The organism is Pseudoalteromonas sp. MMG007 (assembly GCF_018100985.1).
GTDB lineage: Bacteria > Pseudomonadota > Gammaproteobacteria > Enterobacterales > Alteromonadaceae > Pseudoalteromonas.
In genome coordinates, this window is the sequence record NZ_JAGJEI010000007.1 from 164691 (window position 1) to 190232 (window position 25542).

Annotated in this window: 26 protein-coding genes and 1 tRNA gene; 15 read left to right on the top strand and 12 right to left on the bottom strand. The window is 39.3% G+C overall.

Annotation, left to right across the window (positions count from 1 at the left end; all coding sequences use genetic code 11):
- The 6 genes from J8L71_RS10740 to J8L71_RS10765 are packed head-to-tail and all read left to right on the top strand — an operon-like array spanning window position 1 to window position 3036.
- Window positions 1-627, top strand: coding sequence for a molybdenum cofactor guanylyltransferase (locus tag J8L71_RS10740; RefSeq protein ID WP_211000531.1), 627 nt, complete (start codon window positions 1-3; stop codon window positions 625-627).
- Window positions 624-1163: a molybdenum cofactor biosynthesis protein B gene (gene moaB, locus J8L71_RS10745; RefSeq protein WP_211000532.1), complete on the top strand. Its 540-nt coding sequence runs from the start codon at window positions 624-626 to the stop codon at window positions 1161-1163. Before J8L71_RS10740 ends, moaB begins: the two co-directional genes overlap by 4 nt.
- Window position 1164: 1 nt before the next feature.
- A complete protein-coding gene (gene moaC, locus J8L71_RS10750) occupies window positions 1165-1635 on the top strand; it encodes a cyclic pyranopterin monophosphate synthase MoaC (protein ID WP_004587754.1) in 471 nt (156 codons plus the stop codon).
- Entirely contained in the window at window positions 1613-1912 is a 300-nt protein-coding gene (locus tag J8L71_RS10755) for a MoaD/ThiS family protein (protein WP_211000533.1), read from the top strand. Before moaC ends, J8L71_RS10755 begins: the two co-directional genes overlap by 23 nt.
- Complete coding sequence (gene moaE / locus J8L71_RS10760; RefSeq protein ID WP_211000534.1) at window positions 1912-2391, top strand: molybdopterin synthase catalytic subunit MoaE; 480 nt, start codon at window positions 1912-1914, stop codon at window positions 2389-2391. Before J8L71_RS10755 ends, moaE begins: the two co-directional genes overlap by 1 nt.
- Window positions 2392-3036 carry an MOSC domain-containing protein gene (locus tag J8L71_RS10765; protein WP_211000535.1) on the top strand — a complete coding sequence of 215 codons (645 nt, stop codon included), beginning with the start codon at window positions 2392-2394 and terminating at the stop codon, window positions 3034-3036.
- 16 nt (window positions 3037-3052) lie between these two features.
- Here the strand turns inward: J8L71_RS10765 and J8L71_RS10770 are convergent, their stop codons facing one another.
- Window positions 3053-3958, bottom strand: coding sequence for a LysR family transcriptional regulator (locus J8L71_RS10770; RefSeq protein WP_211000536.1), 906 nt, complete (start codon window positions 3956-3958; stop codon window positions 3053-3055).
- A gap of 126 nt (window positions 3959-4084) precedes the next feature.
- Between J8L71_RS10770 and J8L71_RS10775 the strand changes: the two genes are divergently transcribed.
- Window positions 4085-4534, top strand: a complete 450-nt coding sequence (locus J8L71_RS10775; protein WP_211000556.1) for a PACE efflux transporter — start codon at window positions 4085-4087, stop codon at window positions 4532-4534.
- 9 nt (window positions 4535-4543) lie between these two features.
- On the opposite strand, the gene J8L71_RS10780 is transcribed toward J8L71_RS10775, so the two are convergent.
- The 4 genes from J8L71_RS10780 to nirB all read right to left on the bottom strand — a co-directional run bounded on the left by J8L71_RS10780 (window position 4544) and on the right by nirB (window position 9868).
- On the bottom strand, window positions 4544-5800 hold the full coding sequence (locus J8L71_RS10780; protein ID WP_211000537.1) for a nitrate- and nitrite sensing domain-containing protein: 1257 nt from the start codon (window positions 5798-5800) through the stop codon (window positions 4544-4546).
- A gap of 271 nt (window positions 5801-6071) precedes the next feature.
- On the bottom strand, window positions 6072-6941 hold the full coding sequence (gene cobA, locus J8L71_RS10785; RefSeq protein WP_211000538.1) for a uroporphyrinogen-III C-methyltransferase: 870 nt from the start codon (window positions 6939-6941) through the stop codon (window positions 6072-6074).
- A gap of 10 nt (window positions 6942-6951) precedes the next feature.
- Complete coding sequence (gene nirD / locus J8L71_RS10790) at window positions 6952-7305, bottom strand: nitrite reductase small subunit NirD (RefSeq protein ID WP_211000539.1); 354 nt, start codon at window positions 7303-7305, stop codon at window positions 6952-6954.
- A complete protein-coding gene (gene nirB / locus J8L71_RS10795; RefSeq protein WP_211000540.1) occupies window positions 7292-9868 on the bottom strand; it encodes a nitrite reductase large subunit NirB in 2577 nt (858 codons plus the stop codon). Before nirB ends, nirD begins: the two co-directional genes overlap by 14 nt.
- Window positions 9869-10245: 377 nt before the next feature.
- Between nirB and J8L71_RS10800 the strand changes: the two genes are divergently transcribed.
- Window positions 10246-12375: a pyridoxamine 5'-phosphate oxidase family protein gene (locus J8L71_RS10800; RefSeq protein ID WP_211000541.1), complete on the top strand. Its 2130-nt coding sequence runs from the start codon at window positions 10246-10248 to the stop codon at window positions 12373-12375.
- Window positions 12376-12691: 316 nt separating this feature from the next.
- Here J8L71_RS10800 and J8L71_RS10805 read toward each other — a convergent pair whose 3' ends face one another.
- Together J8L71_RS10805 and J8L71_RS10810 are read right to left on the bottom strand one after the other, a co-directional pair.
- Window positions 12692-12958 carry a hypothetical protein gene (locus J8L71_RS10805; protein WP_211000542.1) on the bottom strand — a complete coding sequence of 89 codons (267 nt, stop codon included), beginning with the start codon at window positions 12956-12958 and terminating at the stop codon, window positions 12692-12694.
- A gap of 211 nt (window positions 12959-13169) precedes the next feature.
- Complete coding sequence (locus J8L71_RS10810; protein WP_211000543.1) at window positions 13170-13793, bottom strand: glutathione S-transferase; 624 nt, start codon at window positions 13791-13793, stop codon at window positions 13170-13172.
- 116 nt (window positions 13794-13909) lie between these two features.
- Between J8L71_RS10810 and J8L71_RS10815 the strand changes: the two genes are divergently transcribed.
- A complete protein-coding gene (locus J8L71_RS10815; protein WP_211000557.1) occupies window positions 13910-14794 on the top strand; it encodes a LysR family transcriptional regulator in 885 nt (294 codons plus the stop codon).
- Between the two features lie 38 nt (window positions 14795-14832).
- On the opposite strand, the gene J8L71_RS10820 is transcribed toward J8L71_RS10815, so the two are convergent.
- Both J8L71_RS10820 and J8L71_RS10825 read right to left on the bottom strand, forming a co-directional pair.
- The gene (locus tag J8L71_RS10820) at window positions 14833-16452 is read right to left on the bottom strand and encodes a SulP family inorganic anion transporter (protein WP_211000544.1); all 1620 of its coding nucleotides are present in this window, start codon (window positions 16450-16452) and stop codon (window positions 14833-14835) included.
- Window positions 16449-17105 (bottom strand): carbonic anhydrase, encoded by a 657-nt coding sequence (locus J8L71_RS10825; RefSeq protein ID WP_211000545.1) that lies wholly within the window; start codon window positions 17103-17105, stop codon window positions 16449-16451. Before J8L71_RS10825 ends, J8L71_RS10820 begins: the two co-directional genes overlap by 4 nt.
- Window positions 17106-17237: 132 nt before the next feature.
- Here J8L71_RS10825 and J8L71_RS10830 point away from each other — a divergent pair, with 132 nt between their 5' ends.
- Window positions 17238-18182, top strand: a complete 945-nt coding sequence (locus J8L71_RS10830; protein ID WP_211000546.1) for a hydrogen peroxide-inducible genes activator — start codon at window positions 17238-17240, stop codon at window positions 18180-18182.
- Window positions 18183-18282: 100 nt separating this feature from the next.
- Here J8L71_RS10830 and J8L71_RS10835 read toward each other — a convergent pair whose 3' ends face one another.
- Both J8L71_RS10835 and J8L71_RS10840 read right to left on the bottom strand, forming a co-directional pair.
- Window positions 18283-19134 carry a universal stress protein gene (locus J8L71_RS10835; RefSeq protein ID WP_211000547.1) on the bottom strand — a complete coding sequence of 284 codons (852 nt, stop codon included), beginning with the start codon at window positions 19132-19134 and terminating at the stop codon, window positions 18283-18285.
- Between the two features lie 10 nt (window positions 19135-19144).
- Complete coding sequence (locus tag J8L71_RS10840) at window positions 19145-20635, bottom strand: SulP family inorganic anion transporter (protein WP_211000548.1); 1491 nt, start codon at window positions 20633-20635, stop codon at window positions 19145-19147.
- Between the two features lie 564 nt (window positions 20636-21199).
- On the opposite strand from J8L71_RS10840, the gene J8L71_RS10845 reads away from it, so the two are divergent.
- From J8L71_RS10845 to J8L71_RS10865, 5 genes are read left to right on the top strand one after another with little or no spacing between them, the layout of a single operon-like run.
- Window positions 21200-21592, top strand: a complete 393-nt coding sequence (locus J8L71_RS10845) for a type IV pilin protein (RefSeq protein WP_247655270.1) — start codon at window positions 21200-21202, stop codon at window positions 21590-21592.
- Window positions 21583-22035 (top strand): GspH/FimT family pseudopilin, encoded by a 453-nt coding sequence (locus tag J8L71_RS10850; RefSeq protein ID WP_211000550.1) that lies wholly within the window; start codon window positions 21583-21585, stop codon window positions 22033-22035. Before J8L71_RS10845 ends, J8L71_RS10850 begins: the two co-directional genes overlap by 10 nt.
- A complete protein-coding gene (locus J8L71_RS10855; RefSeq protein ID WP_211000551.1) occupies window positions 22029-22439 on the top strand; it encodes a prepilin-type N-terminal cleavage/methylation domain-containing protein in 411 nt (136 codons plus the stop codon). Before J8L71_RS10850 ends, J8L71_RS10855 begins: the two co-directional genes overlap by 7 nt.
- Window positions 22436-22948, top strand: a complete 513-nt coding sequence (locus J8L71_RS10860; RefSeq protein ID WP_211000552.1) for a prepilin-type N-terminal cleavage/methylation domain-containing protein — start codon at window positions 22436-22438, stop codon at window positions 22946-22948. Before J8L71_RS10855 ends, J8L71_RS10860 begins: the two co-directional genes overlap by 4 nt.
- A complete protein-coding gene (locus J8L71_RS10865; protein ID WP_211000553.1) occupies window positions 22949-24883 on the top strand; it encodes a PilX N-terminal domain-containing pilus assembly protein in 1935 nt (644 codons plus the stop codon).
- 508 nt (window positions 24884-25391) lie between these two features.
- On the opposite strand, the gene J8L71_RS10870 is transcribed toward J8L71_RS10865, so the two are convergent.
- A tRNA-Val gene (locus J8L71_RS10870) sits at window positions 25392-25468 on the bottom strand.
- Window positions 25469-25542: the final 74 nt, after the last annotated feature.

A 25542-nucleotide genomic window follows, 5' to 3' on the forward strand; every position in this document is an offset into this window, starting at 1 on the left:
ATGAGCAATAAAGCAGTATTTACGGGGGTTGTGCTCGCTGGTGGGCAATCATCAAGAATGGGTAGCGATAAAGCCAATCTCATTTTAAAAAATAAAACATTACTGCAAAATGCCTGTGAATTATTAAAAGCAGCAGGAGCAAGTAATGTACTCATAAGTCGTAATGTACAAAGTGCTACTTCGCAATACATACCCGACATTTACCCTGATTCTGGCCCGCTTGGGGGGATTTATTCAACCTTAATGGCAACAGAGCAGGATATACTTGTAACCGCTGTAGATATGCCACTGCTTACCTGTAATTTATTATCGCAAATTGCATCTGCAGCAAGCGATAACCTCCACTTTCAAACAAATCAGCCACAAATACATGCGTGGCACTTTGAAAATGAACCGTTACCCCTGTATATTCGTAACACCCAAAGCGTTAAACGTCATTTAAAACAATTACTCATAAACGCAAATAGTCATAAATCAATTAAACAGTTTACCCATAGTATTGGTGTGCAAACGCTTAAATGTGATAAAGCACATGCGCTTGTTAATACTAATACACCGGCGCAATTTAAAGCTGTTAATGAGCAATTTGACCAACACAAACCTAATTTATTGAGAAGAACCCTATGAGCCACACAACTGAGACACAAATAGCACTAAACATTGCCGTAATGACAGTAAGCGATACACGTGATGAAATTACGGATACCTCAGGCCATTATTTAATTAAAGCCCTTACTGAAGCAGGCCATCACTTAGCTGATAAAGACATCGTTAAAGATGATGTTTATCAAATGCGTGCAGTTGCCTCGCAGTGGATTGCCGATGATACTATTCACGCTATTTTAGTCACCGGTGGAACGGGTTTTACCGAGCGTGATTCAACACCCGAGGCATTTGCACCGCTGTTTGATAAAAGCGTAGATGGATTTGGCGAGCTATTTAGACATATTTCGTACGGCGAAATTGGTAACTCAACTATTCAATCTCGCGCACTGGCAGGCCTTGCAAATAACACGGTTATTTTTTGTATGCCAGGCTCTACGGGCGCATGTAAAACAGCCTGGACAGGTATTATAAAAGATCAGTTAGACTCAATGCACAAGCCATGTAACTTTGCCCCGCATATTACTATTGGTAAAAAATGCGAATCACGAGAGCAATAATATGCTGAGCCACGTAGACGAAAATGGCCAAGCAAACATGGTTGATGTATCGCTAAAAGAGGTTACTTTGCGCGATGCATCTGCCGAGGCCTACATTAAAATGAGCAAACAGGCTTTTGAGCAAGTGCTGCTTAATCAAAATAAAAAAGGTGACGTGCTAGGCGTAGCACGCATTGCAGGTATTCAGGGCGCTAAAAAGTGCGCCGATTTAATTCCGCTTTGTCATCCACTTGCACTGAGTAAAGTAGCCGTTGATTTTGAGCTTGATGAAGCAAATAGCCAAATTAAAGTAACCAGCTACTGTAAATTGGCGGGCAAAACGGGTGTTGAAATGGAAGCGCTCACCGCTGTATCTGTGGCGACCCTTACATTATTTGATATGTGTAAAGCCGCCGATCCGCTTATGGAAATACACGGTATGCGTGTAACACAAAAAGCAGGAGGCAAGCATGGCAGCTGGCAGCGAGACTAATTTAGATAATATGAATGCAGCTGCAGGGCAGGTAAAGGTACTGTTTTTTGGCCAACTTAAAGAACGCCTAAAGTGCGATAAGTTAACCGTTGATATAGCTCACCCCCTTAGCATTACAGCGTTTAAACATATGCTGGTTGAGCAAAAACCGCATTGGCAGGCATGGCTTGAAGAGCGTGATGTATTGTGTGCGCTCAATCAAACTATGTCATCAAGCGATGAGCTTGTAAAAGCAGGGGATGAACTTGCTTTGTTCCCACCAGTGACAGGTGGCTAATGAGTATAAGCATTAAAGTACAAACCCACGATTTTTCAGTCGGTGAGCAACATAATGCACTTAGCAGTAATAATAAAAGCGATGGTGCTGTAGTCACGTTTACAGGGCTAGTGCGAGAATTTAGCAGCGGCGATAACGTAATCGCACTTGAGCTTGAGCACTACCCGGGTATGACTGAGCAACTACTGCAATCGATAGCCGAGCAAGCGCAAACACGCTGGCAACTTGCTCGCATAAGCATTATTCATCGAGTCGGCTATTTAGCGCTTGGGGAGCAAATTGTATTTGTTGGCGTAACCTCCCGCCACCGCCAAGCTGCGTTTGAAGGCGCACAATTTATTATGGATTACTTAAAAAATCACGCCACGTTTTGGAAAAAAGAGCATTTTAAAGATTCATCAAACTGGGTTGAGTTTAAACAAAGCGACAAGCAAGCACTGAGTAAATGGCAAAGTATCGAACAGGATGCAATTAAGTAAATGCATATAATCTCTACCAATATCTCTAAAATAAAAACGGTTGTTCATAACGGAAAACCCGTTAAAACCGGTATTTTTAAAACGCCAACCAATGAGCCTGTTGTTATTGAAAAGCTAAATATAATAGGTGATGAACAAGCCGATTTAGTTAATCACGGTGGGGTGGATAAAGCGGTTTATGCGTTTTCACACAATCATTATGATTATTGGAGGCGCACCCTTGAGAATGATGATTTAGCAGTCGGTGCTTTTGGTGAGAACTTTACAATTTCAGGCCTTGATGAGCAAAATATTCATATAGGCGATCGTATTCGTGTTGGCAGCGCATTGCTTGAAGTAAGCCAGCCCCGAGTGCCGTGCTTTAAATTGGCTATTGCTCTGAATAATAAACAAAGCCTAAAATTATTTACTCAGTATTACCACACCGGTGTTTACTTTAGAGTGCTTGAGCAAGGTATGGCAAAAACGGGCGATGCAGTCACTATTGAATATAAAGCTAAGCATAATATTTCGGTTAAAACGTTGTTTCAGGCGTTTTTTGATAAACAATACCCAGATTTTGAGAGCGTATTACTAGCAGCACTTGAACTACCCGAGCTTGCGCTTGAGTGGCAAACTAAGATTAAAAAGAAGCTCGCAATTTAACGCCGTTTGAGTGTTACTAAACGTTAGCTTTCCAATCACCTTCTTTTAAAAAGTGTTGTTGTAAAAGGGTGAGTAAACTTTCAGTAACTGGGCCTGTAGGTTTACTTCTTGATACCACACAACCTATAGGCGTCAGCCAACCGCCTTGCTCATGTGTTACGGGTAGGGCAACTACGTCACCTTGTTTAAGTTGTTGTTTTATTGCCAACTCAGGTACCAATGCCCAACCCACATTTTGTGTTACCAAATCGATGAGCGTTTGATGGGTATTGGCGTACCACACCTTAGCGCTTATAGCGTAGCTAAACCATAACTCTGATTGATTAAGGCTACGGTGAGCACATTGCCTGTGTGCTTTTAAGTCACTGCTATTTACTTTGCTCAGTTTAGCCAGCGCATGTTGTGGCGACGCAATTGTTAAAAATCGTACTTGGCCTAGCAGAAAAAAATCCATATCTACTTTTAGTTCGCCATCACTATATATGATACCTAGTTGCGCTTTACCTGTTTTTATAAGTTCTTCAATATCAAACGTAGTCGCTGATATTAGCTCAAAGTTTGTAACAGGGTACTGCTTTGCAAAGGGGGCTATTATTTTTAAAACTCCGTGATTACTTATACTTTCGTCAATAGCAATGACTACGTCTTGTTCGTAGTTTTTAGCAAGAGACTCAACTTTTTGATCGAAATAAGTTTGTTGGTGCAGTATAGAATAAGCAACAGGAAGCAAAGCTTTTCCGCTATTTGTTAAAGTGGGTGTGTTTTTATTACGGTCAAACAATGTTTGATTTATTGCAATTTCAAGGTTAGAAATCGCTTGGCTAATACCTGACTGCGCACGCTTTAACTTGCGCCCTGTTGCTGAAAAAGAACCTGTTTCTACTACGGTTACAAATATTTTTAGTTGCTCTAAGCTATACATTTTATTCTACTCGATTTAAAACTTCGCACTCACCTTATCACTTATAGTGATAGTTGCTAACTTTTGTAATTAACTAAATCTGTCATTATCACTGCACTTAAATATTAAAAAATAAAAGGGGATATGATGACAGAAAAAATGGGTACAACAGAGCGAGTGTTTCAGGCAGTTTTGTTTGAGGTTTTAGCCGTGTCGTTATCAATTTTAGGTTTAGCACTATTTACAGAGCATGCAATTGGGGCTTTATCGGGCACGATGATCATTGTTGCGACCATTGCTATGTGTTGGAATTTTATTTTTAACTGGTTTTTTGACCAAGTGGCCACGGGCGCTAAAGAAAAACGCTCGTTATTGTTTAGAGTATTTCATGTCATTTTATTTCAAGGTGGCTTACTAATATTCACTATTCCGGTAATGGCATTCATATTAAGCGTTAATTTTTGGCAAGCATTTATAATGGATATTGGGGTCACCTTTTTTATAACCCTTTACGCTTTTACTTTTAATTTAGTGTACGACCACACACGCGCCTATATTTTACGATCAAAAAAATCAGCACATGCAGTTAATGCTTAAAAATTAGTGTTAATCATCACTCAATTCAACAATTGTTTGCGCTACATTGTAAAGCGAGCTGTGGGAATCCATAGCTTGCTTTTGCAATTGTTTATGGGCTTGCTCTTCGGTTAATTTTAATTGCTCTATTAATATATATTTTGCTTGATGAATCACTTTTTGCTCGGTGATCACTCTTTTTGCATCAACCAATGCTTGGTTAATTTGTTTGATGTGTTGGCTTTGCTCTAAAATTAAATCGTACATGGTTTTATTACTGTTGAGCTTACTGGCCGCCATATTAGTTGGCTCATTGTCTTTGAGTGCTAACTGCCCGTCGGTTGCAGGCAGATATTGTTGCTCTAAGGTATTAAGTATTTGCTTATTTGAATTTAATTTTCGTTGTGCACATGCAATTTGCATTGCGGCACAATCGATTAGATGATCGCTAATGTTTTGCTCTATTTTATGCATAATATCGATGCGTGTTGTGGTTACTTCGTACCATACTTCACTCAGCTGCGATAAAGGCTGCGTATTTTCGTCATCGAGCTTTTGTAATAAACTTCTTAGCTGATCCACTTGCTTGTTTACCGGGTGCTCTATGAGTGAGCTATAACATTTAAGTAAGTGATCGTCAGCGTATTCATCAAAAAACGAAAAACTATGGTTTTGTTCTTGAACAAAGTGAGCTAACTTAGTTTTTTGCTCTTCTGTAAATTTACTCGCTGCAAATGCTTGTGCTCCACAAGCCCGTTCTTGGCCTGCGTATTCTTTACCTTGCATAAAATTAAAATAAGCAACTAATAGGCGAGTAACATGTGGATCGCTTGCACCATCAGCAGCTTCTAAAATAATATTTAATAAACTTGCTATAAGTTGTGTAAATGATTGCGTGGCATGAACAGCGGTTACATTTTGTTTGTTTATTTGATGGCGCAAAGCTGGTAGAACATCAAGTGCCTGTAGGCTGTAGGTAATTAAATTGTATAATCTTGAATGACCAGGGTCGGCATTATCAGATATAAAGGTTGTTTTAAGAGAGTCATAAAACGTATTTTGAGCGCTTTGTGTAATGGGTATTTGCTGTGTTAGTTCATTACTAAAATGTACGCTTTTAGAGGCTAAATAGATGTTGCTCATAGCGCGCTCTTTTTGTAACTGGTGTACAAAATCACCCAGTTTAGTAAGTGAAGCACAACTATTTTGCAATTGTTTTAAGGCATGTATTTCTTGATACTTTGCCGCAAGTAAAAACTGTTTTGTGAGAGGATTGCTTGTTTGCATAGGTTTAGTTCCGCACTTTTTAGTTTTTAAAGTGCAACCCTTGTTCCAATCATGAAAAAAATTAATTATTGAATAGAAAATCAATCTAAAACAGCCGCTTATTGTTATATTTTTATTTTATGAGTATTTTAAACTTTATTTTAGGCACACACATTTACCCTTTTTGGTGCATAAAAAGGGAATATTGCACACTGCTTGCATTGCAGTAAAAAGCGCGCTTACCCCTGGGGAGGAAATAAGCGCGAAAAGTGCATTATGGATTAAAATTGCATTAAGTATTAACCGTTTGAGCTAAAAGCTCTGGGCTAATAGTCATTTTATGATTTATTACTTCTCCAACAATTATAAGGGTAGGGCCTTGCAGGTTATGACTAAGCTGATCATTTACTATATTTTCTAATGTACTGGTAATTACTTTTTGCTTACTCGTTGTGGCGTTTTCGATAAGTGATATTGGTGTAGTACTTGGCCAATTTACCGATTGAAGGCCGCTACTTAGCTCTTTTAATCGTCCTAAGCCCATATAAACCACTAAAGTTGGATTATTGTTGCCTTGCACAAAGGCGTAATTGCTCCAGTTAGGCAGTTTTTTAGGATCAGCAAACTGGGCAGTTAAAAACGTGACGCTTCGCGCTACATCACGTGCTGTAAGCGGAATGCCTGTATATGCAGAGGTCGCACATGCAGTGGTAACGCCAGGCACAATTGCAAAGCTAATATTATGCTTTGTAAGGGCATCGGCTTCTTCGTTTATGCGCGCAAATATACTAGGGTCGCCCCCTTTTAAACGCACTACGTTTAGCCCTTGTTGAGCATATTTAACAAGTAGGGTGCATATATTGGCTTGTGTCATTGAATGCATACCGGCTCGTTTGCCTACAAATACCCGCTGCGCTTTTTTAGGTAATGTTTTTAGTAAATCTTCGCTTACAAGCCAGTCGTATAAAATGACGTCGGCTGTTTGTATTAAACGCTGCGCTTTTACGGTAATTAGCTCGGCATCGCCTGGGCCTGCTCCTATAATATAAACTTGGCCGTTTTTAGCTCCTCTACTAGTAAGCTCAGCGCCATTAATGAGCTTATTAACAATTTTGTTCAGCCAACCATTTTCAATACCTGAAAAATAAGAAAGCACGCTCATAATAATCTCCTTAAGCGACCGCTTTAATTATTTTTGGTTCGGCGCTTATAAGTACGTTGCCGTCTTGTATTTTTGCATCAAAAACCGGTAAATGTATTGCTTCTACCTCTAGGCATTCGCCTGTTGCTAAGCAAAAATGCTGTTTATATAACGGCGAAGCTACGACCAGTTTTCCCTCTATAGAGCCAATAATACCGCGAGATAATACATTTGCTTTTCCGATTGGGTCGAAGTTACTTATGGCAAACACGCTTTCTTTGCTTTGGGGTAAATAAAAAATAGCCACTTGCTGATTATTAACTAATGCGCATACACCACTATTAGCAACTAGGTCATCAATTGTTCCAATATTATGCCAAGACATCAGCTTGCTCCTCTTCAAGTTCCATTACTGGGATACGGTTTTGAGTCATTTTTTGCTCGCGTTTTTCAACATCTGTTGCTGGGCGAATTTGATTACGTTCCTGTACAAATAAAATATTGTCATCAGGATTAGGGCTATTAACAAACTGGCGAAAACGCTTAGACGCTTCAGGGCTTTCTACCGCTTTTTTCCACTCACATGCGTATGTTTGAGTAATAAGTTCCATTTGTTCTTCAAGCTCTTGGCAAATACCGAGGCTGTCGTCTATTACGACACTTTTAAGGTAGTCTAAACCGCCCTCAAGGTTTTCCATCCATACAGAGGTACGCTGTAGTTTGTCGGCGGTTTTTATGTAAAACATCAACACACGGTCTATGTATTTGATAAGTGTGGGTGTATCTAAATCAGTCGCAAATAAATCGGCGTGGCGAGGGCGCATACCGCCATTACCACATACGTATAGATTCCAACCGTTTTCGGTGGCAATAATACCTATATCTTTACTTTGTGCCTCGGCGCATTCGCGGGTACAACCCGACACAGCCATTTTAAATTTATGCGGTGAGCGTAAACCTTTATAGCGGTTTTCAATGTCTATTGCGTGGCCAACACTGTCTTGTACACCATAGCGACACCAAGTACTTCCCACACACGATTTAACCGTTCTAAGAGACTTGCCATAGGCGTGACCTGTTTCAAAGCCAGCTTCAATGAGTCTTCCCCAAATAACCGGGAGTTCTTCTAAACGAGCACCAAATAAATCGATGCGCTGCCCGCCAGTCACTTTACAATAAAGGTTAAAGTCTTTTGCTACTTGGCCAATGACAATGAGTTTGTCGGGCGTTATTTCGCCGCCTGCAATACGCGGTACTACAGAGTACGAGCCGTCTTTTTGCATGTTAGCGAGGTAGGTGTCGTTAGTATCTTGTAGGCCAACATGGGCAGGTTCTAAAATAAAGTCGTTCCACGTTGAGGCTAAAATAGAAGCGATTGCAGGTTTACATATTTCACAACCATGATGCCCACTGCCGTGTTTAGCTAATAAATCATCAAAGGTTTTAATGCTTTCTACTTTAACCATATGTAGTAGCTCTTGGCGCGAATACGCGAAGTGCTCGCACACATGGTTGTTTACTTCAACACCACGACTCGCCAGCTCAGCATCTACTACCGATTTAAGTAAAGCGGCACAACCACCACAACCACTGGCTGCTTTTGTACACGATTTAACAGCGGCTAAATCGCATGAGCCACCATCAATTGCACCTACAATGTCGCCTTTACTCACGTTATGACACGAACAAATGGTGGCGGTATCGGGTAGGGCGCTTCCCGCTAATGAAGGTGCGCCAGCGCTGTCTGGTAAAATTAAACACTCAGGATGCTCTGGTAAGTCCATGTCGTTTAACATGTACTGAAGTAGTGTATCGTAATCTCTGGTATCGCCAACGAGTACTGCACCAAGGAGCTTATCGCCGGTTTCATTTAGAATGATTTTTTTATAGCAGTCTCTAATTGGATCTTGGTAAATAAGTTCTTTGCAGTTGGGTGTTTTTGCATGAGCGTCGCCAATAGAGCCTACCTCAACACCGAGCAGTTTTAATTTAGTGCTCATATCGGCACCTGAAAATTCAAGCTCGCCGCCACTTAGCTGGCTTGCTGCAACGCGGGCCATGTTGTAGCCAGGTGCCACTAAGCCAAATAGTTTTTTATCCCATAAGGCACATTCGCCAATAGCTAAAATATCAGGGTCTGACGTTTGGCATCGATTATTAATAATAATACCGCCACGCTCACCAAGTTCTAGCTCAGCCACTTTACCCAGTTGATCATAAGGGCGAATACCGGCTGAGAACAAAATTAAGTCTGTTTCTAAAAACGTACCGTCTGAAAAGTTAAGTTTAAAGCGGCTACTTTCACCTTTAACAATTTCGCTGGTTGCTTTTGAGGTGTGAACAGTAACGCCTAGTTTTTCTATTTTATTTTTTAGTAACGTGCCGCCTTGCTCATCAAGCTGAACAGCCATAAGCTGCGGTGCAAACTCAACAACATGGGTATCGAGCCCTAATTGTTTAATTGCGTTTGCGGCTTCAAGCCCTAATAAACCACCCCCAATAACAACACCGCTTTTACTGGCTGCAGCACTTGCTTTTATTTGCTCTAAATCCTCTAGCGTGCGGTAAACCAAACAATGGGGTTGATCGTTCCCCTTAATTGGCGGCACAAATGGGAAAGAGCCAGTAGCAAGTACAAGTTTATCGTACGGGTATTGATCGCCAGTTTGCGTTGTTACGACTTTACTTACTCTATCAATGCCTTCAACCCACTGTTGAGTATGCACATTAACATTAAGTTGTTGGTAGTTCTCTAAGGTTGTTAGTGCCAAATCGGCGGCTGTTTTGCCATCAAACACGCTTGATAAATAAACGCGGTCGTATGCAAGATTTGCTTCACCACAAAGTACTGTAATATTTGCTTTGTCATCGCTTTGGCGCATTTGCTCAACAAAATGATGTCCGACCATACCATTGCCGATAATGAGTATTTTTTGCGAGGTTTGCATTAGGCATTCCTTAATGTGACGGTTTAAATTTTAAAAACAAAAAAGCCCGCCACAGATACAAATTCATGTACTGCGAGCGGGCTTCTTTGCCTGTGGTCATAACAACCTAAATATGTGCCGTTTAAATAACTGGCTTGTTAATTAATTGTTTGCAATAAAGTGGCCATGTTTTTAAGAGGCTGTTTTTAAAGAATTAACTTAGTTTTCAAGTGATTTATCTGTACTGTATTGTTTTACTTTGGTGCGCAACTAGCACTAGGACAGTGCAAGAATTGTCTTTGTTATGTGCATTATCAGTCAATAAAACACGCATTATCATTATTCATGAGTTGAGTTAAATTTAATTTATTAAATATACACACTGACTTATGATCAAAATGACAAACGCAAACAACTTAATCCCTTCTCCTTTTCATGAAGGTGAGCTGGCAATTCAAGACAAACTGGCCAAACGAGAACTAATGGATACATTTGGCAAACGAGCTATTCGCTCTTTTATGCCAGAGCAGCATCAAGCCTTTTTTGCGCAGTTACCATTTGTGGTTGCAGGCAGTGTTGATGAAAACGCCGATGTATGGGCTTCTATTGTTTCAGGTAAGCCTGGTTTTTTAAGCGCCCCCACACCCACATCTTTGTTAATGACAAACACCGTTGATATAAATGATCCCCTCCATAAAACGTTAAAAGTCACAGGTTCGCCCATTGGTTTATTAGGTATTGAGCTAGGGACGCGTAGGCGTAACCGTTTAAATGTGCGCGTAGGTGAGGTAATTGGCGATAATAAGGTGGGTTTTAATGTTGATCAATCTTTTGGTAATTGCCCGCAGTATATTCAAACGCGCGACTTAACATTTAATAGAGACGCTTTACTTAAAAGTAATGCGATACAAAAAATTGAGTTTAATACGCTTGATAACGACGCCGCTGATTTAATTGATAACACCGATACGTTTTTTGTATCGAGCTTTATAACCGCTAAAAACAATCCAAAAATTGAAGGGGTTGATGTTTCTCATCGTGGAGGAATGCCGGGCTTTGTAAAGCGCGAAGGCAACACATTAACGATCCCTGATTACGCAGGTAATAATTTTTTTAATACCTTGGGTAACTTTTTATTAAACCCAAAAGCAGGTTTGTTATTTCCTGACTTTAATACGGGTAATGTACTAATGCTTACTGGCAGTGTTGGAATTTTATGGGATGGCCATCCAGAGTTAGAGGGTTTTATTGGTGCAGACCGAGGTTGGAAATTTACCCTCACTAAAGGAATGTGGCTTAAAAACGTACTTCCATTTAGTGCTAAACTTAATACGTACTCCCCTAACACTAAAATGACGGGCACGTGGCTGGAGGCTGATAAAAACAAACAAGCCGAAAAACTAAAACATACTTGGCAGCCTTTAAAAGTTGCTAAAATAATTAAAGAAAGTGATGTAATTACCTCCTTTTATTTAGAAGGGCATAACAATACAACCTTGCTAGCGTTTAAAGCTGGGCAGCACTTAACCGTACAAATACCAAGTAAAAATAGTAGCAATAGCAGTAATAACAAACCCGTTATTAGAACCTACACGGTGTCATCAAGCCCGCATGAGCAGTTTTATCGGTTATCGATTAAAAAAGAGCTTAGCGGTGAGGTGTCAAATTACTTTCATAATAACGTAAAACTCGGGAGTGTTATTTTAGCTAAATACCCACAAGGGCAGTTTTTTATTGATCCAACAAATACTAAACCTGCGGTACTCATTGGTGGTGGAATAGGCATTACACCTATGATCTCAATGGCTAAACACATTGCCAATGAAGGGTTAAGAACCCGCTATACACGCCCTTTGCATATTTTTCACAGTGCTAAAAATACGCAGCAGCGCGCGTTTTACAATGAGCTAAAAGCACTTGCAGATAACAGTGGCGGCGCAATTGATTACTACTCACTTTTATCTCAGCCTGAGCTTAATGAAAAGCAAAGCAATGGCTCTAATTTAAAAGATGAGAGCTTTGATTTAAAAGGGCGCATAAATGCGGATGTGCTTAGGTATTATTTACCACTTGATGATTACGAGTTCTTTTTATGCGGACCAGAAGCGTTTATGCAGCATGTATATAATGAGCTATTACTGCTCGGTGTGCAGGATAAAAATATATTTGCTGAAGCATTTGGACCCTCGGTTATAAAGCGCAAAGTGCTTAACGCAAGCAAAGCGCCTAATAAAAACATAGAGGTGAGTGTTGATGAAGCAGACAACACTGTAATTAAGTTTAGTAAATCAGGCTTTGAACAACGCTGGAACAAAGGTGACGATACATTACTAAATGTAGCCGAATCCCATGGTTTAGAACCTGAGTTTGGCTGTCGCAACGGTAGCTGCGGCAGTTGCGCTGTAAAAATAAATGCAGGCGCTGTGGTGTATCGTAATAGCGTAAGTTACCCAGTTGAGAGAGGGCAGGCGCTAATTTGCTGCGCCGTACCTGCTAAAGGTGTTGAGGTACTTGATATAGAGCTTTAGCCCTGAAGCTGCTGCAGTTAAACTGCGATGGATTAGTATCACATCTGTGGTTATAAGTAGGCTTCTCCATGTAAGGTCTTGATCGAAGCAATCCTATTTCTTAAATCAGAATTTGAAGATGAATAATCATTAGCAAGAGAGAATAAGCACAATTTGAAAATTGAAGCTATTAGGCTGCCATCACTATATCGGTTTGCCATTTCGTCATCGGTTACATCAAACTTAGTTAAAAGCTTGCTATAAGTGTTAAGCGCATTAGAAGCATTCAACTCATAATCTACGTTTATGTTTTATTGCAGGGGAATTTATTTAGTGGTTAACGATTTTTTGATTCACTTTGGCTTATTTTTGTTTGTAATAAAGTAATACGAGAGTTTAGCTTTTTAAAAGCTAAGTGAGCGTAAAAATAATGCAGGAAAAAAGCAACAAATCCAGAAGCTGCAATTGCAATTAATGGCTCAGTAAAAAACAGTAAAGCCAATATGATTGTTGAAAATACGACCGATAGTAGTAAGAAGTGAACTGAGCTAAACATTCTTCTATTTTGCTTTTCAAGTTGAGTAATATGTGAATCTAGATCCATTTTTGAATGCTCCGTAATATTGCGTACTATGATTACGCTATCGCTTTAGCTCATCGGCCTCTATCATCGAGGTATATAAGTTACAAATATATATCCATTGATAGCAAACTCCTTGAGCAGTTGTCAAAATTTAGATTAATTCGTGAAGTAGATTATTTTTTAAAAAAAGAGGCTAAGTAGCCTCTTATATAGCAGTATATAAAGCTTAAAATTAAGCCAACAAACCTGCTTTTGTTTCAGGCATTGCTATAAAGCCATCAAGTTTACGTACGTTGCTTAACCATCTTAAAATATTTGGGTATTGCTCAAGTGATACGCTGCCCTCTGGTGCGTGTGCTATGTACGAAAAGTTGGCAATGTCTGCAATAGTTGGCTGAGTACCTACTAAGTATTCACGATTTTGTAAATACGCATCCATTGTTTTAAATAATGTATGGGCAATGTTTATCGCATTTTGATGATCAAGCTCTGCGCCAAATACCGTAACTAAACGCGCCGAACACGGACCTGAAGCCACAAGCCCTGCAGCAACGCTCAACCAGCGCTGAATGTGCGCTTGAACAGTTACATCCTCTGGGTACCAGGTTCTGTTAGCATCAAATTTTTGTGCCAAGTACACTAAAATGGCATTTGAATCGCTAATTACGTCATCGTTATGTTTAAGTACCGGTACTTGGCCAAATATATTCATTTGTAGAAAGTCAGATTGTTTTTGCGCGCCGTTTTGCAGTGCCACATCAACCATATTCACATCAAGATTTAAAAGCGATGTAAATAGTTCTGCACGATGTGAATGACCAGATAAAGTAAAACGGTATAGCGTTAGGTTGCTCATGGTTTGTCCTGTTTTTAATTTTGGATGGTGTTTTTTAATAACGCTATTTTTCCATTTTTATGAGTTTTGAATAACCGCGCTAGCAAGGAATAAATGTCAATGCTATATTGACAATGATGGATACTATTACGGGTATTAAAACGATTATTGCAGTGGTTGAGACGGGTTCGTTTACAGCTGCAGGCGACAGGCTAGGGCTTTCAAAGGCACTGGTTAGTAAATACGTGGGTATTGTAGAGCAAGACTTAGGGGTTAGATTATTTAACCGTTCCACACGCAGAATTTCGATCACCGAAGCGGGGCAAAGTTATTACGCAAGCGTAGTACCAGTGATAGAAAGCTATAGCGAAATGCTCGATAATTTATCAGGGCAGGGCGCTGTGGCTAATGGGAAGCTTAGAGTAAGTGCGCCGGTGTCGTTTGGTGAGTCTAATCTTGCGCCACTTTTGCCCGAGTTAATGCGCCGCTATCCTAACTTGAGTATTGAGCTAGTGTTATCGGATAAAACGATAGATTTACTTGAGGAAGGTGTTGATTTAGCAATTAGAATTGGTAGTGTTTCTGACTCTAATTTAATAGCTCGGCAAATTACCAGCTATCCTCTAATTTTATGTGCATCAAATGATTATATTGAACGATTTGGCACCCCAACAAGCGTAATGGAGCTTGAAAAGCATGCTACCGTTATAGACAGCAACTTTAAAATTGGTCGGCATTGGCCAATAGTATCACCAGATGGAGAGGCCTTAACCGCAAATGTTAGCTCTCGTATTGCAGTTAATAACCCGCGTGCAGTAAAAGAGGTTGTACTAGCGGGTGGTGGAGTTGGTCTAATTCCTGAAATAGTGGTTCAAGATGATATTGCAGCGGGGAAGCTTGTGCAGGTTATGAGTAACTATCAAACATTTGAGTTTGGTTTATTTGCTATTTATCCACATAGAAAATTTGTTGCGCAAAAAGTAAAAACGTTTGTTGAGTTTTTATTTGAAAAATTTAGCTAACTGCAGCAAATATACTATTTCAAACAAGTTTAAAGCCCTTAATTAAGGGCTTTATGATCTGCATTGTTACCTGTACTTTCAAGTGCATGCTCCAAGGCTTCTAATCGGGTTTTAAACATAACGGTTGCACTGTGATTTGCATTTATACTATTAAGTACGCGCTGCACCGCTTGGTTTGCACCACAAATATATAAACTACGACCAGAGGACCGTGCATCTATTGTGACTGTTTCTACCGCCATCGCAGCCGATACATCCATAGTTGGTACGCGTGAAAAATCGAGTATAAGCACTTTAGAACCTGGTTTTACGCTTTCGCGAACATGGTGTCCTACATCAGCTGCAGCACCAAAACTAAGCGGGCCTCCAAAACTAAAAAGTAAAACTTTGTCTTTAGCTTGTTTAAGCAGAGCATTTTCGGCTTCGTCTTCTAAATTTTCAGGTAGGTTGTTAAGCTGCTCTAACTGAATTTGTGCAATTTGACGTACAAATGCGAGCGCTGCTAAAACAACACCAACGCCTACAGCGGTTATTAAATCTACAAATACGGTTAAGCCTAACACTAATAGCATAAGTGTAAAGTCCCAACGTGGGCCTTTGTGGGCACGTTTTAAGTAACTCCAGTCGACAATGTCGAGACCTACTTTTACTAATATACCCGCCAAGACTGCATGAGGAATTTGGCTTGCAAGCGGGCTTAAGCCTAAAATAACAGCTAATAATACCAGTGAGTGGATCATGCCTGAAAGGCGCTCTTTACCACCACTTCTTATATTAACTACAGTACGCATGGTTGCACCTGCACCCGCTATACCGCCCATTAAGCCTGCTACCGTATTACCAATACCTTGGCCTACTAATTCTTTATTTGGATTATGGCGAGTACGGGTCATATTGTCGGCAACAAGTGAGGTTAATAAGCTATCTATAGAGCCTAAAATAGCTAAGATGACTGCAGCTTCGAGCACTAAAAATATGCTTTGTGTATCGTAAGCGGGTAGTTGTAAGCTCGGTAAGCCAGTAGGGATTTCGCCTAAAACTGGTACGCTAATAAATAAACTAGCTAAAGTACCTATAACTAGAGCAGCTAATGCTCCAGGTATATATTTGCCTAATTTTGCAGGCCATTTATAAGCAATAACTAATGTACCAATGCCAAGGGCTAAAGTAGCAAAGTTTATATCAGCAAGCGCTGTTGGTAAGTACGATAAAGCACCAATAGTCCCGCCTGGTGGCTCATGACCAAATACTCGACCTAATTGTAAAATAATAATAATGGCGCCAATACCGGTCATAAAGCCTGAAATAACAGGGTAGGGAACTAAGCGAATATATTGCCCAATGCCTAAAAAGCCAAAGGCAATTTGAATTAAGCCCGCTAAAATAACTGCTGTAAATATTAGCTCTGTATTACCAGATAAACTAGCAAATAAGCCCGCTAGTACCACCACCATTGGCCCCGTAGGGCCTGAAATTTGTGAAGGCGTACCACCAAAAAGAGCGGCAAAAAAACCAACAGCCATAGCACCGTATAAACCAGCCATAGGGCCAAGGCCTGAGGCAACACCTAATGCTAGAGCCAAAGGGAGTGCGACAACGCCCGCAGTTATACCGCCGGTTATGTCGCCTCGTATATTAGAGAGCATTCCCTGCATCATTTTGCTTCTTTGGCTATGGTTGCTTCGTAGGTGTCTTTTACGGGTTTAAATTCTCTTGTTGCTTCGTCGTAGGCTTTAATTTCAGCCGATTCAAAATCGTATACCCAACCGTGTAGCTCAATTTGCCCAGTTGCCATTTTAGCGGCCACTGCAGGGTGAGTTTTAATATGCTGTAATTGTTGAATAACGTTTTCTTCTGTTACTAGACCTAGGTGATCTTCGTTAGAGAGTGAAGTACATCCACATTTTTCTTTTACAACTTCTGTTGCAACTCGGCTGTGGCCTAACCATTCTTTTACGTGGGGCAAACTTGCTAGGCCTTCAGTGTTTATTGCCCCTTTCATTGCACCACAATCAGAGTGACCACAAATAATAATGTGGGTTACCCCAAGCGCCGCTACTGCAAACTCAATTGAAGCAGTCATACCGCCTGTTTGATTACTATGAGGAGGGACTATGTTACCCGCATTACGGCAAATAAATAATTCACCAGGCTCAGTTTGGGTTACTAAGTTAGGATCAATACGAGAGTCAGCACAGGTAATAAACAACACTTCTGGGTTTTGGCCGTTTGCTAGCTTTTGAAAAGCTTCTTTTTTAGCTGGGAAAACGTCTTTCTGAAATTTAGCCACGCCCGAAATAATATGTTCCATGAACAGCTCCTATTTTGTGTAATTTAATATTGTGATTTTTTGCATAGTTATTCTTGCCTGATAAATTTATAGTAGTACAGGCATGTTCGTGATAGCTTTGTGCTATCAGCTTAGGTTTTAGGTAGATAAAAAATGAATCAAGGTTCGCAAAAGTCTCCTTCTATTTCTCAAATAAAATACTTTGTTAAAGTAGCTAAAACACTAAGTTTTAGGCGTGCAGCTCAAGCGTTAAAAATCAGCCAACCTACGTTAACTAACCAAATAGCAGCGCTTGAAAAATTGCTTAATTTGCAGCTGTTTGAACGCTCAAGAAGTGGTACTGTTTTAACACCTCAAGGGCGGGCGTTACTCTCTCAGGCTGATGTTTTGCTCCAGGCAAGTATGCGTTTTGACGAATTAGCCAGAGACTTAAATGATGACTCACAAACTACCTATCGTTTGGGTGTAACAACCTCAGTAGGACCTTACTTACTTCCGCATATATTGCCAAAGCTACATAAAAAATATGCGCAGCTAAAATTTTATGTCCGTGAAGACACCTCAACAAATTTACTACAAGGACTCTATAATGGCGAATATGATTTAATTCTTACAGAACAAGTACAAAAATCCACCCAACTAGTAGAAATACCTTTGTTTATAGAGCCCATAAAATTTGTAATGGCAAGTGATCATAGATTAGCAGGAAAACACATTATTGACCCCGCTGACATTAAAGGTGAAGTTGTATTAACACTAGAAGGTGCTCATCATTTTCACGATCAGGTGCAAGGGCTATGTCACAAAGTTGGAGCTGTATTACATCGTGATTACGAAGGTACGAGTTTAGATACGCTTCGTCAAATGGTTGTAATGGGGATGGGCTCTACATTTTTACCGGGTTTATATATTCATTCAGAAATACATCGGCCAAATGAGCTACAAGTTTGTGAGCTAAAAGACATGGGCATAGTGAGGCAGCATAATCTTATGTGGCGAAATACGTCGTCTAGCCGTGTGTTTTTTAGAGAGTTAACTCAGTATATACGTTTAATTATAAAAACTAAATTAAGCGATGTTGTTAGTGTAATTGACTAATAATGTAGCTTAATGAGTAAGTTACATTATTATAAAGCCTAAAGCCTAAAGCCTAAAGCATACTTACTTTAGGCTTTAATAAAGCTTTATGGTTTAAGAATTATTTAAGCACTACCACGGGAACCGCAGCGTTTTCGAGCATTTTAATGGTGTTGCTACCAACAAAAAACTGCCTTAATTTTGAATGTGCAAATGCACCCATTACGATTAAATCAACGTTGTTTTGCTCTCGGTACTGCAAAAGTGAATTAGAAATATCTCCCTCTAAAAAAGTAGCAGTTACATCAAAGCCTTTAGTTTTAAGCATGTGTTGTGCGTTTTTAAACTTTTCTTTGAGGTCGGGCTGATTATTTTTAATACTCACTAAGTGGCAATGTAAACCTTGCAGTAAACCACCATCAATAACCTGTTTAAGTGCTTTATCGGCAGTATCACGGCCATCATATGCAACCATGAACGATTTTGGTGTATTAAATTCATCGGGCAATATCAAAATAGGTGCTGTTGAGTTGCGTATTAGTGTTTCGATATGTGAGCCCAATGTACTCATACTTTGGCTATGATCCATACCGCATCGACCAATAACAATTAAACGCGTATCTGCTTTGTAATCAATAATTGCATCGTATATATCGCCATGTCGCTTAACTAATTCAACATGGTTTACACCCGCATTTTTGACTTGCTCGCTTAACGAATTGAGTAACTCATCCGCTAATTTTAATGAGATTTTTGCTCGTTGCTCGTCAAGTTGAGTCATTTCATCAAGCAATAGTGATTGCGCGCCAAAGCCAATAGCGCCTGTGTAGTCACCCGCTTTTTGCTCGCGGTGTTTTTCAAGCGTATGAACAAGGCTAATTGGTTTGTTAAGTTTTTTTGACGCCCAAATAGCGGCATCAGTCACTGCATGTGCAATTGCTGAGCCATCTACACAAGTGATAATTTTATTCATTGCATTCTCCTTAATGTCCGCCAAGTAGCTTTTCGACTTCTTTAGGGTCGTTGTGTACGCCAAATTTATCGACAACGGTTTCGGTGGCGCTGTTCATACCTACAATATTTACCGTTGCACCTTCACGTCTAAATTTAATCACAACTTTATCAAGTGACGATACCCCGGTTATATCCCAAAAATGGGCATGGGTTAAATCTATAACAATATTTGATACTGCATTTTTAAAATCAAACGATGCAATAAATTGCTCCGCAGAGGCAAAAAACACCTGGCCAGCAACTTCATAAGTGACTTGGTTATTTGCTTCATCGTGCTTAGCAGTTACAGCCATAAAGCGGCCAATTTTGTTGGCAAAAAACAACGTAGCTAATAAAACACCTACCAATACACCCATTGCTAAGTTATGCGTTGCTACGACCACAATAACGGTTGAAATCATCACTACATTTGACGATAGCGGGTTCTTTTTTAGCTCTTTAATAGATGTCCAGGAAAACGTGCCAATTGAAACCATAATCATTACTGCAACAAGCGCTGCCATAGGGATTAATCGTAGCCACTCATCTAAAAACACCACCATAACAATTAAAAATGAGCCTGCAATAAAGGTAGAAAGTCTGCCACGGCCACCCGATTTAACGTTAATAATTGACTGTCCAATCATGGCGCAACCCGCCATACCGCCAAATAAACCCGCGCCAATATTGGCTATACCTTGACCTTTACACTCTTTATTACGATCGCTTGTGGTATCGGTTAAGTCGTCAACAATAGTTGCAGTCATCATCGACTCAAGTAAACCGACAACGGCTAAGCCTATAGAGTAAGGTAAAACAATTTTTAAAGTTTCAAGTGTGAGCGGCACGTCGGGCCATAAAAATATAGGCAGAGTGTCTGGTAGTTCGCCCATATCGCCCACAGTTCTTATATCAAGGCCTAAATAAATACACAAAAGTGTTATTACAACAATACACACAAGTGGGGAAGGGATAATCTTGCCAATGGTTGGTATATACGGGAACAAGTAAATAATACCCAAACCCGCTGCGGTCATGGCGTAAACATGCCACGTCACATTGGTCAGCTCGGGTAACTGCGCCATAAATATTAAAATCGCCAGTGCATTTACAAACCCCGTAACAACAGATCGCGATACAAACCGCATTAACTCACCGAGCTTTAAAAATCCAGCAAATATTTGCAGCACGCCGGTAAGTAAGGTAGCAACCAGTAAGTATTCCAAACCATAATCTTTAACCAGCGTAACCATCAACAGTGCCATTGCACCGGTAGCTGCTGATATCATACCTGGACGCCCGCCTACAAAGGCAATAATAACCGCAATACAAAAAGAGGCGTATAAGCCTACTTTTGGATCAACACCGGCAATAATAGAAAAAGCAATCGCTTCAGGTATTAGGGCAAGCGCCACAACAATACCAGCAAGCACATCGCCACGAACATTAGAGAGCCAATCTCTTTTTACGTGATCAAACATGTAAATAACCTAATTAGTTAGTTTCCCAAAGTATAGGGGAGTATTTTATTTAAATAACAGTGATTCTCGCGCAGACGGCGATTAAGGTTGCACGTAATGTGCTGATTAAAAAGGGGAGTGGTTGCCTAGGGCGGCGTAAGTTTCAAGAAAAGGCTCCTTTTTGATTTATTTACTTAACATATAAAAATAACATAACCAAAAATTTGTTTCTAGATAATAGTAAAGCTGGAAAGTCCAAACTTATTTGTTTAGCAGAATACATTTTATGCCTTAGAAGTATACTCTACAATTGAAGAATCTAACTGTAGTTTGCTTGTTCATTATACAAAAGTTAGATGAAACTTTAACATTTAAAGTACTTGTTTTTCGCACTAATTTAGTGCGTTTTAACGTTGTTATGATTGTTTTCGGGGCGTTATTTTATTTTAAAAAATGTTCTAAACCTATATCATTGACAAGATGTAACCAGTCGCTATTATACACTCCCAAAAAAATTCAAATTACTTCTATTTTAAGTGAAAATAAAACATGTTTGATATTAATAATGGAATTAAATAAGTGAAAATGGAGCAGTTAAGGAATCTTTACGGTTTTACCCTTATCGAATTAATGTTAGTAATTGCAATTTCCGGTATTTTATATTCTGTTGCACTCCCAAGTTACACCAGTTACATACAGAAGAGCCGAAGAGCCGATGTTCAACAGGCTTTACTACAGCAAACAGCTATTCTTGAAAGACAATACACACGTGTTGGTGGATACCCTGCTACTTACACTTTCCCTGACTCGGATTATTATTCATTTACCTATACAACTGATGCAACTGCAGGCATGTCTAACGGAGCAGAGTTTACAATTGAAGCTGCGCCTAAAAGTGCACAAAGCAGTGATGAGTGTGGCAAGTTGTCTGTAAACCAAAGCGGTATTAAGTCAGCGGATAAATCGCAATGTTGGTAAAAAAAAACATCGGTTTTACTTTACTCGAAGTTTTAATCACTATGACTATTATCGCTATTCTGTCTGCTGTTGCGGCTCCTTCGTTTATTACTTTTATAAAGCGAGATAGGTTAGTAACAAACTCTAACCAATTACACAGTGTTTTTAAATTTGCGCGAAGTGAAGCTATTAAAAGAGATAAAAGTGTCTCTCTAAAGGCCTCGAATAAACAATGGATAGTACAAACAACAATTAATTCAATACAAACCACGTTAAATGTTTTTGAAATTACGCATAACAGTATATCTATAGATTTAAAGGATATTAATATTTTCAGTACGGGTGAATTAGGCTATATGTCCCAGATTTTAGTGAGTGATAATGACAGTTCGACTGCTGACCTCACTTTATGTATTTTACAAAGTGGGCAAAGTTGGTTAGTTGAGGCCCCAGAGACATGTTAAAAAATGACAGCAAAGGCTTTTCTCTTCTAGAAGTTATGATTGCTTTAATTGTTGCGACGGTTGCCTTATTAGGGCTTGCCTCAGGACAACTAAAGTCATTGCAATATATTACAAACAGCTTTAATTATACGGTGTCAATAATTGAGGCTAATAATGTTATAGAGCGTATTTGGCCTCATTTATGCGAGCTACAACAAACAAACCCAAGTTTGTATAATGATACTGATTTTAGAAATTATTTATCCCCACAAATTGATGCATATACACTCACTCTACCTGCTAACTTCTCAAATGATTTACAAGTTGAAGTAACTTGGCAAGATAAGCGTTTGACTGACAATTTAGAAAATCGCGTTGTAATTATAGGGACTTTTCCAACATTACCTGATGGTTGCACGTCATGAGAGGTTTAATAAATAAACATAAAGGTTTTACTCTAATTGAGCTTATGGTTGCACTTGCTTCAGGTATGCTTCTATTAGGTGGTGTAAGTCTGGCTTACTCTTCAATTAATAGCAGTACCAGCACTGCAAAAAATTTAGAAAATGCATTAGATGTAATCCGATTTACCAGTAAAGTATTTACACGAAGTCTGAAACAAACCAACTCAGTGCCTATTTACACAAATAATATTCTAAGTGTTGCTCAAGAGGCGGGTGCATATGCATGTACTGGTTTAACTGTTAGTGCGCCATTTACCGAGAAATATAGCCTTGAAGGCGATTCATTATTTTGTGATATAGGTAACGGCAAAGTAAAAATATTAAAAGGTGTAAATGCAATTAGCTACGTAATTGATAACAACGTTGTGAGTGTGCATGTGGAACCTACAAGCCTTCCAAGCCAATTCAATAATAGCTTAGTTATTGATATATCTTTGTCGCAAATGGTAATGAATATGGCATTTCAATAAATGAAAAATACATCTGGATTTACGCTTGTTACTGTACTTATTTTAACATCTATAGCTTCAATTGTTGTACTGAGCACTCTTAGAGATAGTGTGATCCAGGAGCGCTTGAGTGGTAATTTTCAGAAAAAGCTGAATGCAAGGTTGATGTCTGAAAAAGGGGTGTTTGCAAGTATTGAAAGACTCGAAGCAGCAATGACTGATGACCCGACTATAAGTATGAACGATTTGATAGTCCGTAATAGTGAAGTTTCTGGTACGAGCTCACTTGAATCCAGTATATATAATGCAACTATTGAGATTGACAGTAATGGCGATATCTTAGTTTCTAGCGAGGGTACTCGCTTTGAAGGTGAGAGCCAAATGCAAGCTATATTCGAATATGTGGCAGGTGGTGGAGGGGCTATCAGCAGTGACTCAGTTTTTTCTAATGGTATTACAGGGTGTTCTGGTGCTGTAATTAGTGGAAGCGGCTTAATTGATAGCTATGACTCATCTTTAGGAGATTATAATGACACGCTAGCTGATGGTAGCAAAAATATATCAGAAGAGTTTGTCGTTAATACAGTTAACGAGTCTGGTGATATTACACTTAATGGTAGCAGTACAATTGAAGGTAGTGTTCTATCATCTAGTAATTTATCAATTATTCAAGGTGCAGATGTTACAGGCAACATTCATAGTAATGGAAACTTAATACTCTCAGGTGGTGTGGTTGTTGGAGGAGATGCATCTGCATACTTAAACTACACACAAAGTAGTGGTACGGTTTTAGGTAATATCTCTGCAAACCAATCTATATCAATAAAGCAAGCACCAGTTGGTGGTGATATCAGTTCGTTAGGTCCAGTTTCTATTACAGGTAATGCAATCCAGGGTTTCGTTAGTTCATATGATTTAATCGCTCTTAATCAAACAACAATACATAACGGTGTTTATACCTCCGGTAATTATGAGCAAACAGGGGGGACTGTGTACGGTGGAGTGCGTGTTCAAGGTAACGTGACGCTTAAACAGTGGGGTAGTACTATTGATAGTAAAGACCTTAGATACGCAGGTAATGGCTCTTTTAAGGGCGATACACCAGAGTATGCTTTTTCACCATATAAAGTATCAAGTAAAGCTATATCAATACCAACAATTGAGCCGGTTGAAAAAATAACGCCAGAAAGTGAAAATAATAGAGGGCTAACGGCATGTGACCCACTTGATATTGCTACTGCAATCGATGGTGTATCAGTCAACACGACAAGCCCTGACCTTTTTATAAACAATAATAGCAGTGCAGGTGACTTACTTGAATTAGCAACTAATGAGGCTAACTTTTTAGTAGATTATGGAAGTACTCCTGATGGTCCCATCACTGCTAAAGCAGCAACTTTTCTTGGTTCAGAAACTCAAATATTTTATTTTGATGATGTAACAATTAAAGGGCGAATGCAGGTAAAAAGTAATCACAATGCAGTGATGTTTGTAGATGGTGATTTTACAATGAATGGCGCAAGCTCGTTAACAATCCCTGATAACAGCAGCTTAACGATTATAATTAAAGGAAAGCTTAAGATAGGAAATGGGGCACAAGTTTACGCACCTGATAATGGAATTACAAATGAAGGCAGGCCCGTTTTCAGTATTTATAGTTCTTACAGTGGAAGTGACACTGGAGTTGAGTTTTCAGGTGGTACACGAGAACTTTATGCTGTTGTATATGCACCACTTTCACAAGTTAAAGTAACTTCTGCTGTTGGCTTTAAAGGGTCTATTTTAGGGGATGCTGTTATTTTAAGCGGCGCCGGTGGTATTCACTTTGATACGGCATTAAATGAAGCTAGTTTCGGTGGCTCTTCATCTAGCGGTTCCTCATCTGGTAGTAATGGATCAGCAGGCAAGTTAGTTTTTAAAGGATGGCGTTTTACCCCCGTTGAACAAAGGAATTAGGCAGTTATTCATTGCTCATTCTTATAAGGGAATCTATTACGATTGTTAAATTAATCACTCCACTCAAGATTTATTCGTCTAAAACTAAATTCTTTTAATATTGGAGCTGACATAAATTCAAAGTAGTTTTAGGCTAAATGCATTAACGGCTATTTAGACTCATCAGCCTCAGGCTAATTGTTTGTTAGAATATGATTTTGATTCAAGTTGTTTGCCTTAATCTGTAAAAATGCCTGTTTAAAATCGTTCTGTATATGCCGCAAAATTAGTTTTCACTTCACTTTCATTTGATTTTTTAAGTTGCACACTTGTTAGAATTAAATGATAAGAAATTTTATATTTATAAACAAATGAAATGCTTAAGGCAATTGTAAGGTTTATCCGAAGAAACTAAGTTCTTATTGTAAGTATTTGAATTGGTACAACTGGGTGTGCTCAAACCATTGAACTTTGGAGTGGGCAATCAACAGTAGGGTGTGCTTTTTCTTAGGTTTCTATTACTATAAAGTGGTACGACTGAGTGGATTCGAACCACCGACCCCTACCATGTCAAGGTAGTGCTCTAACCAACTGAGCTACAGTCGTACAATTTTTGAATTCTTAAATAAATTTGTTCTTTAAGTTAAGAACAAATATTGGTACGACTGAGAGGATTTGAG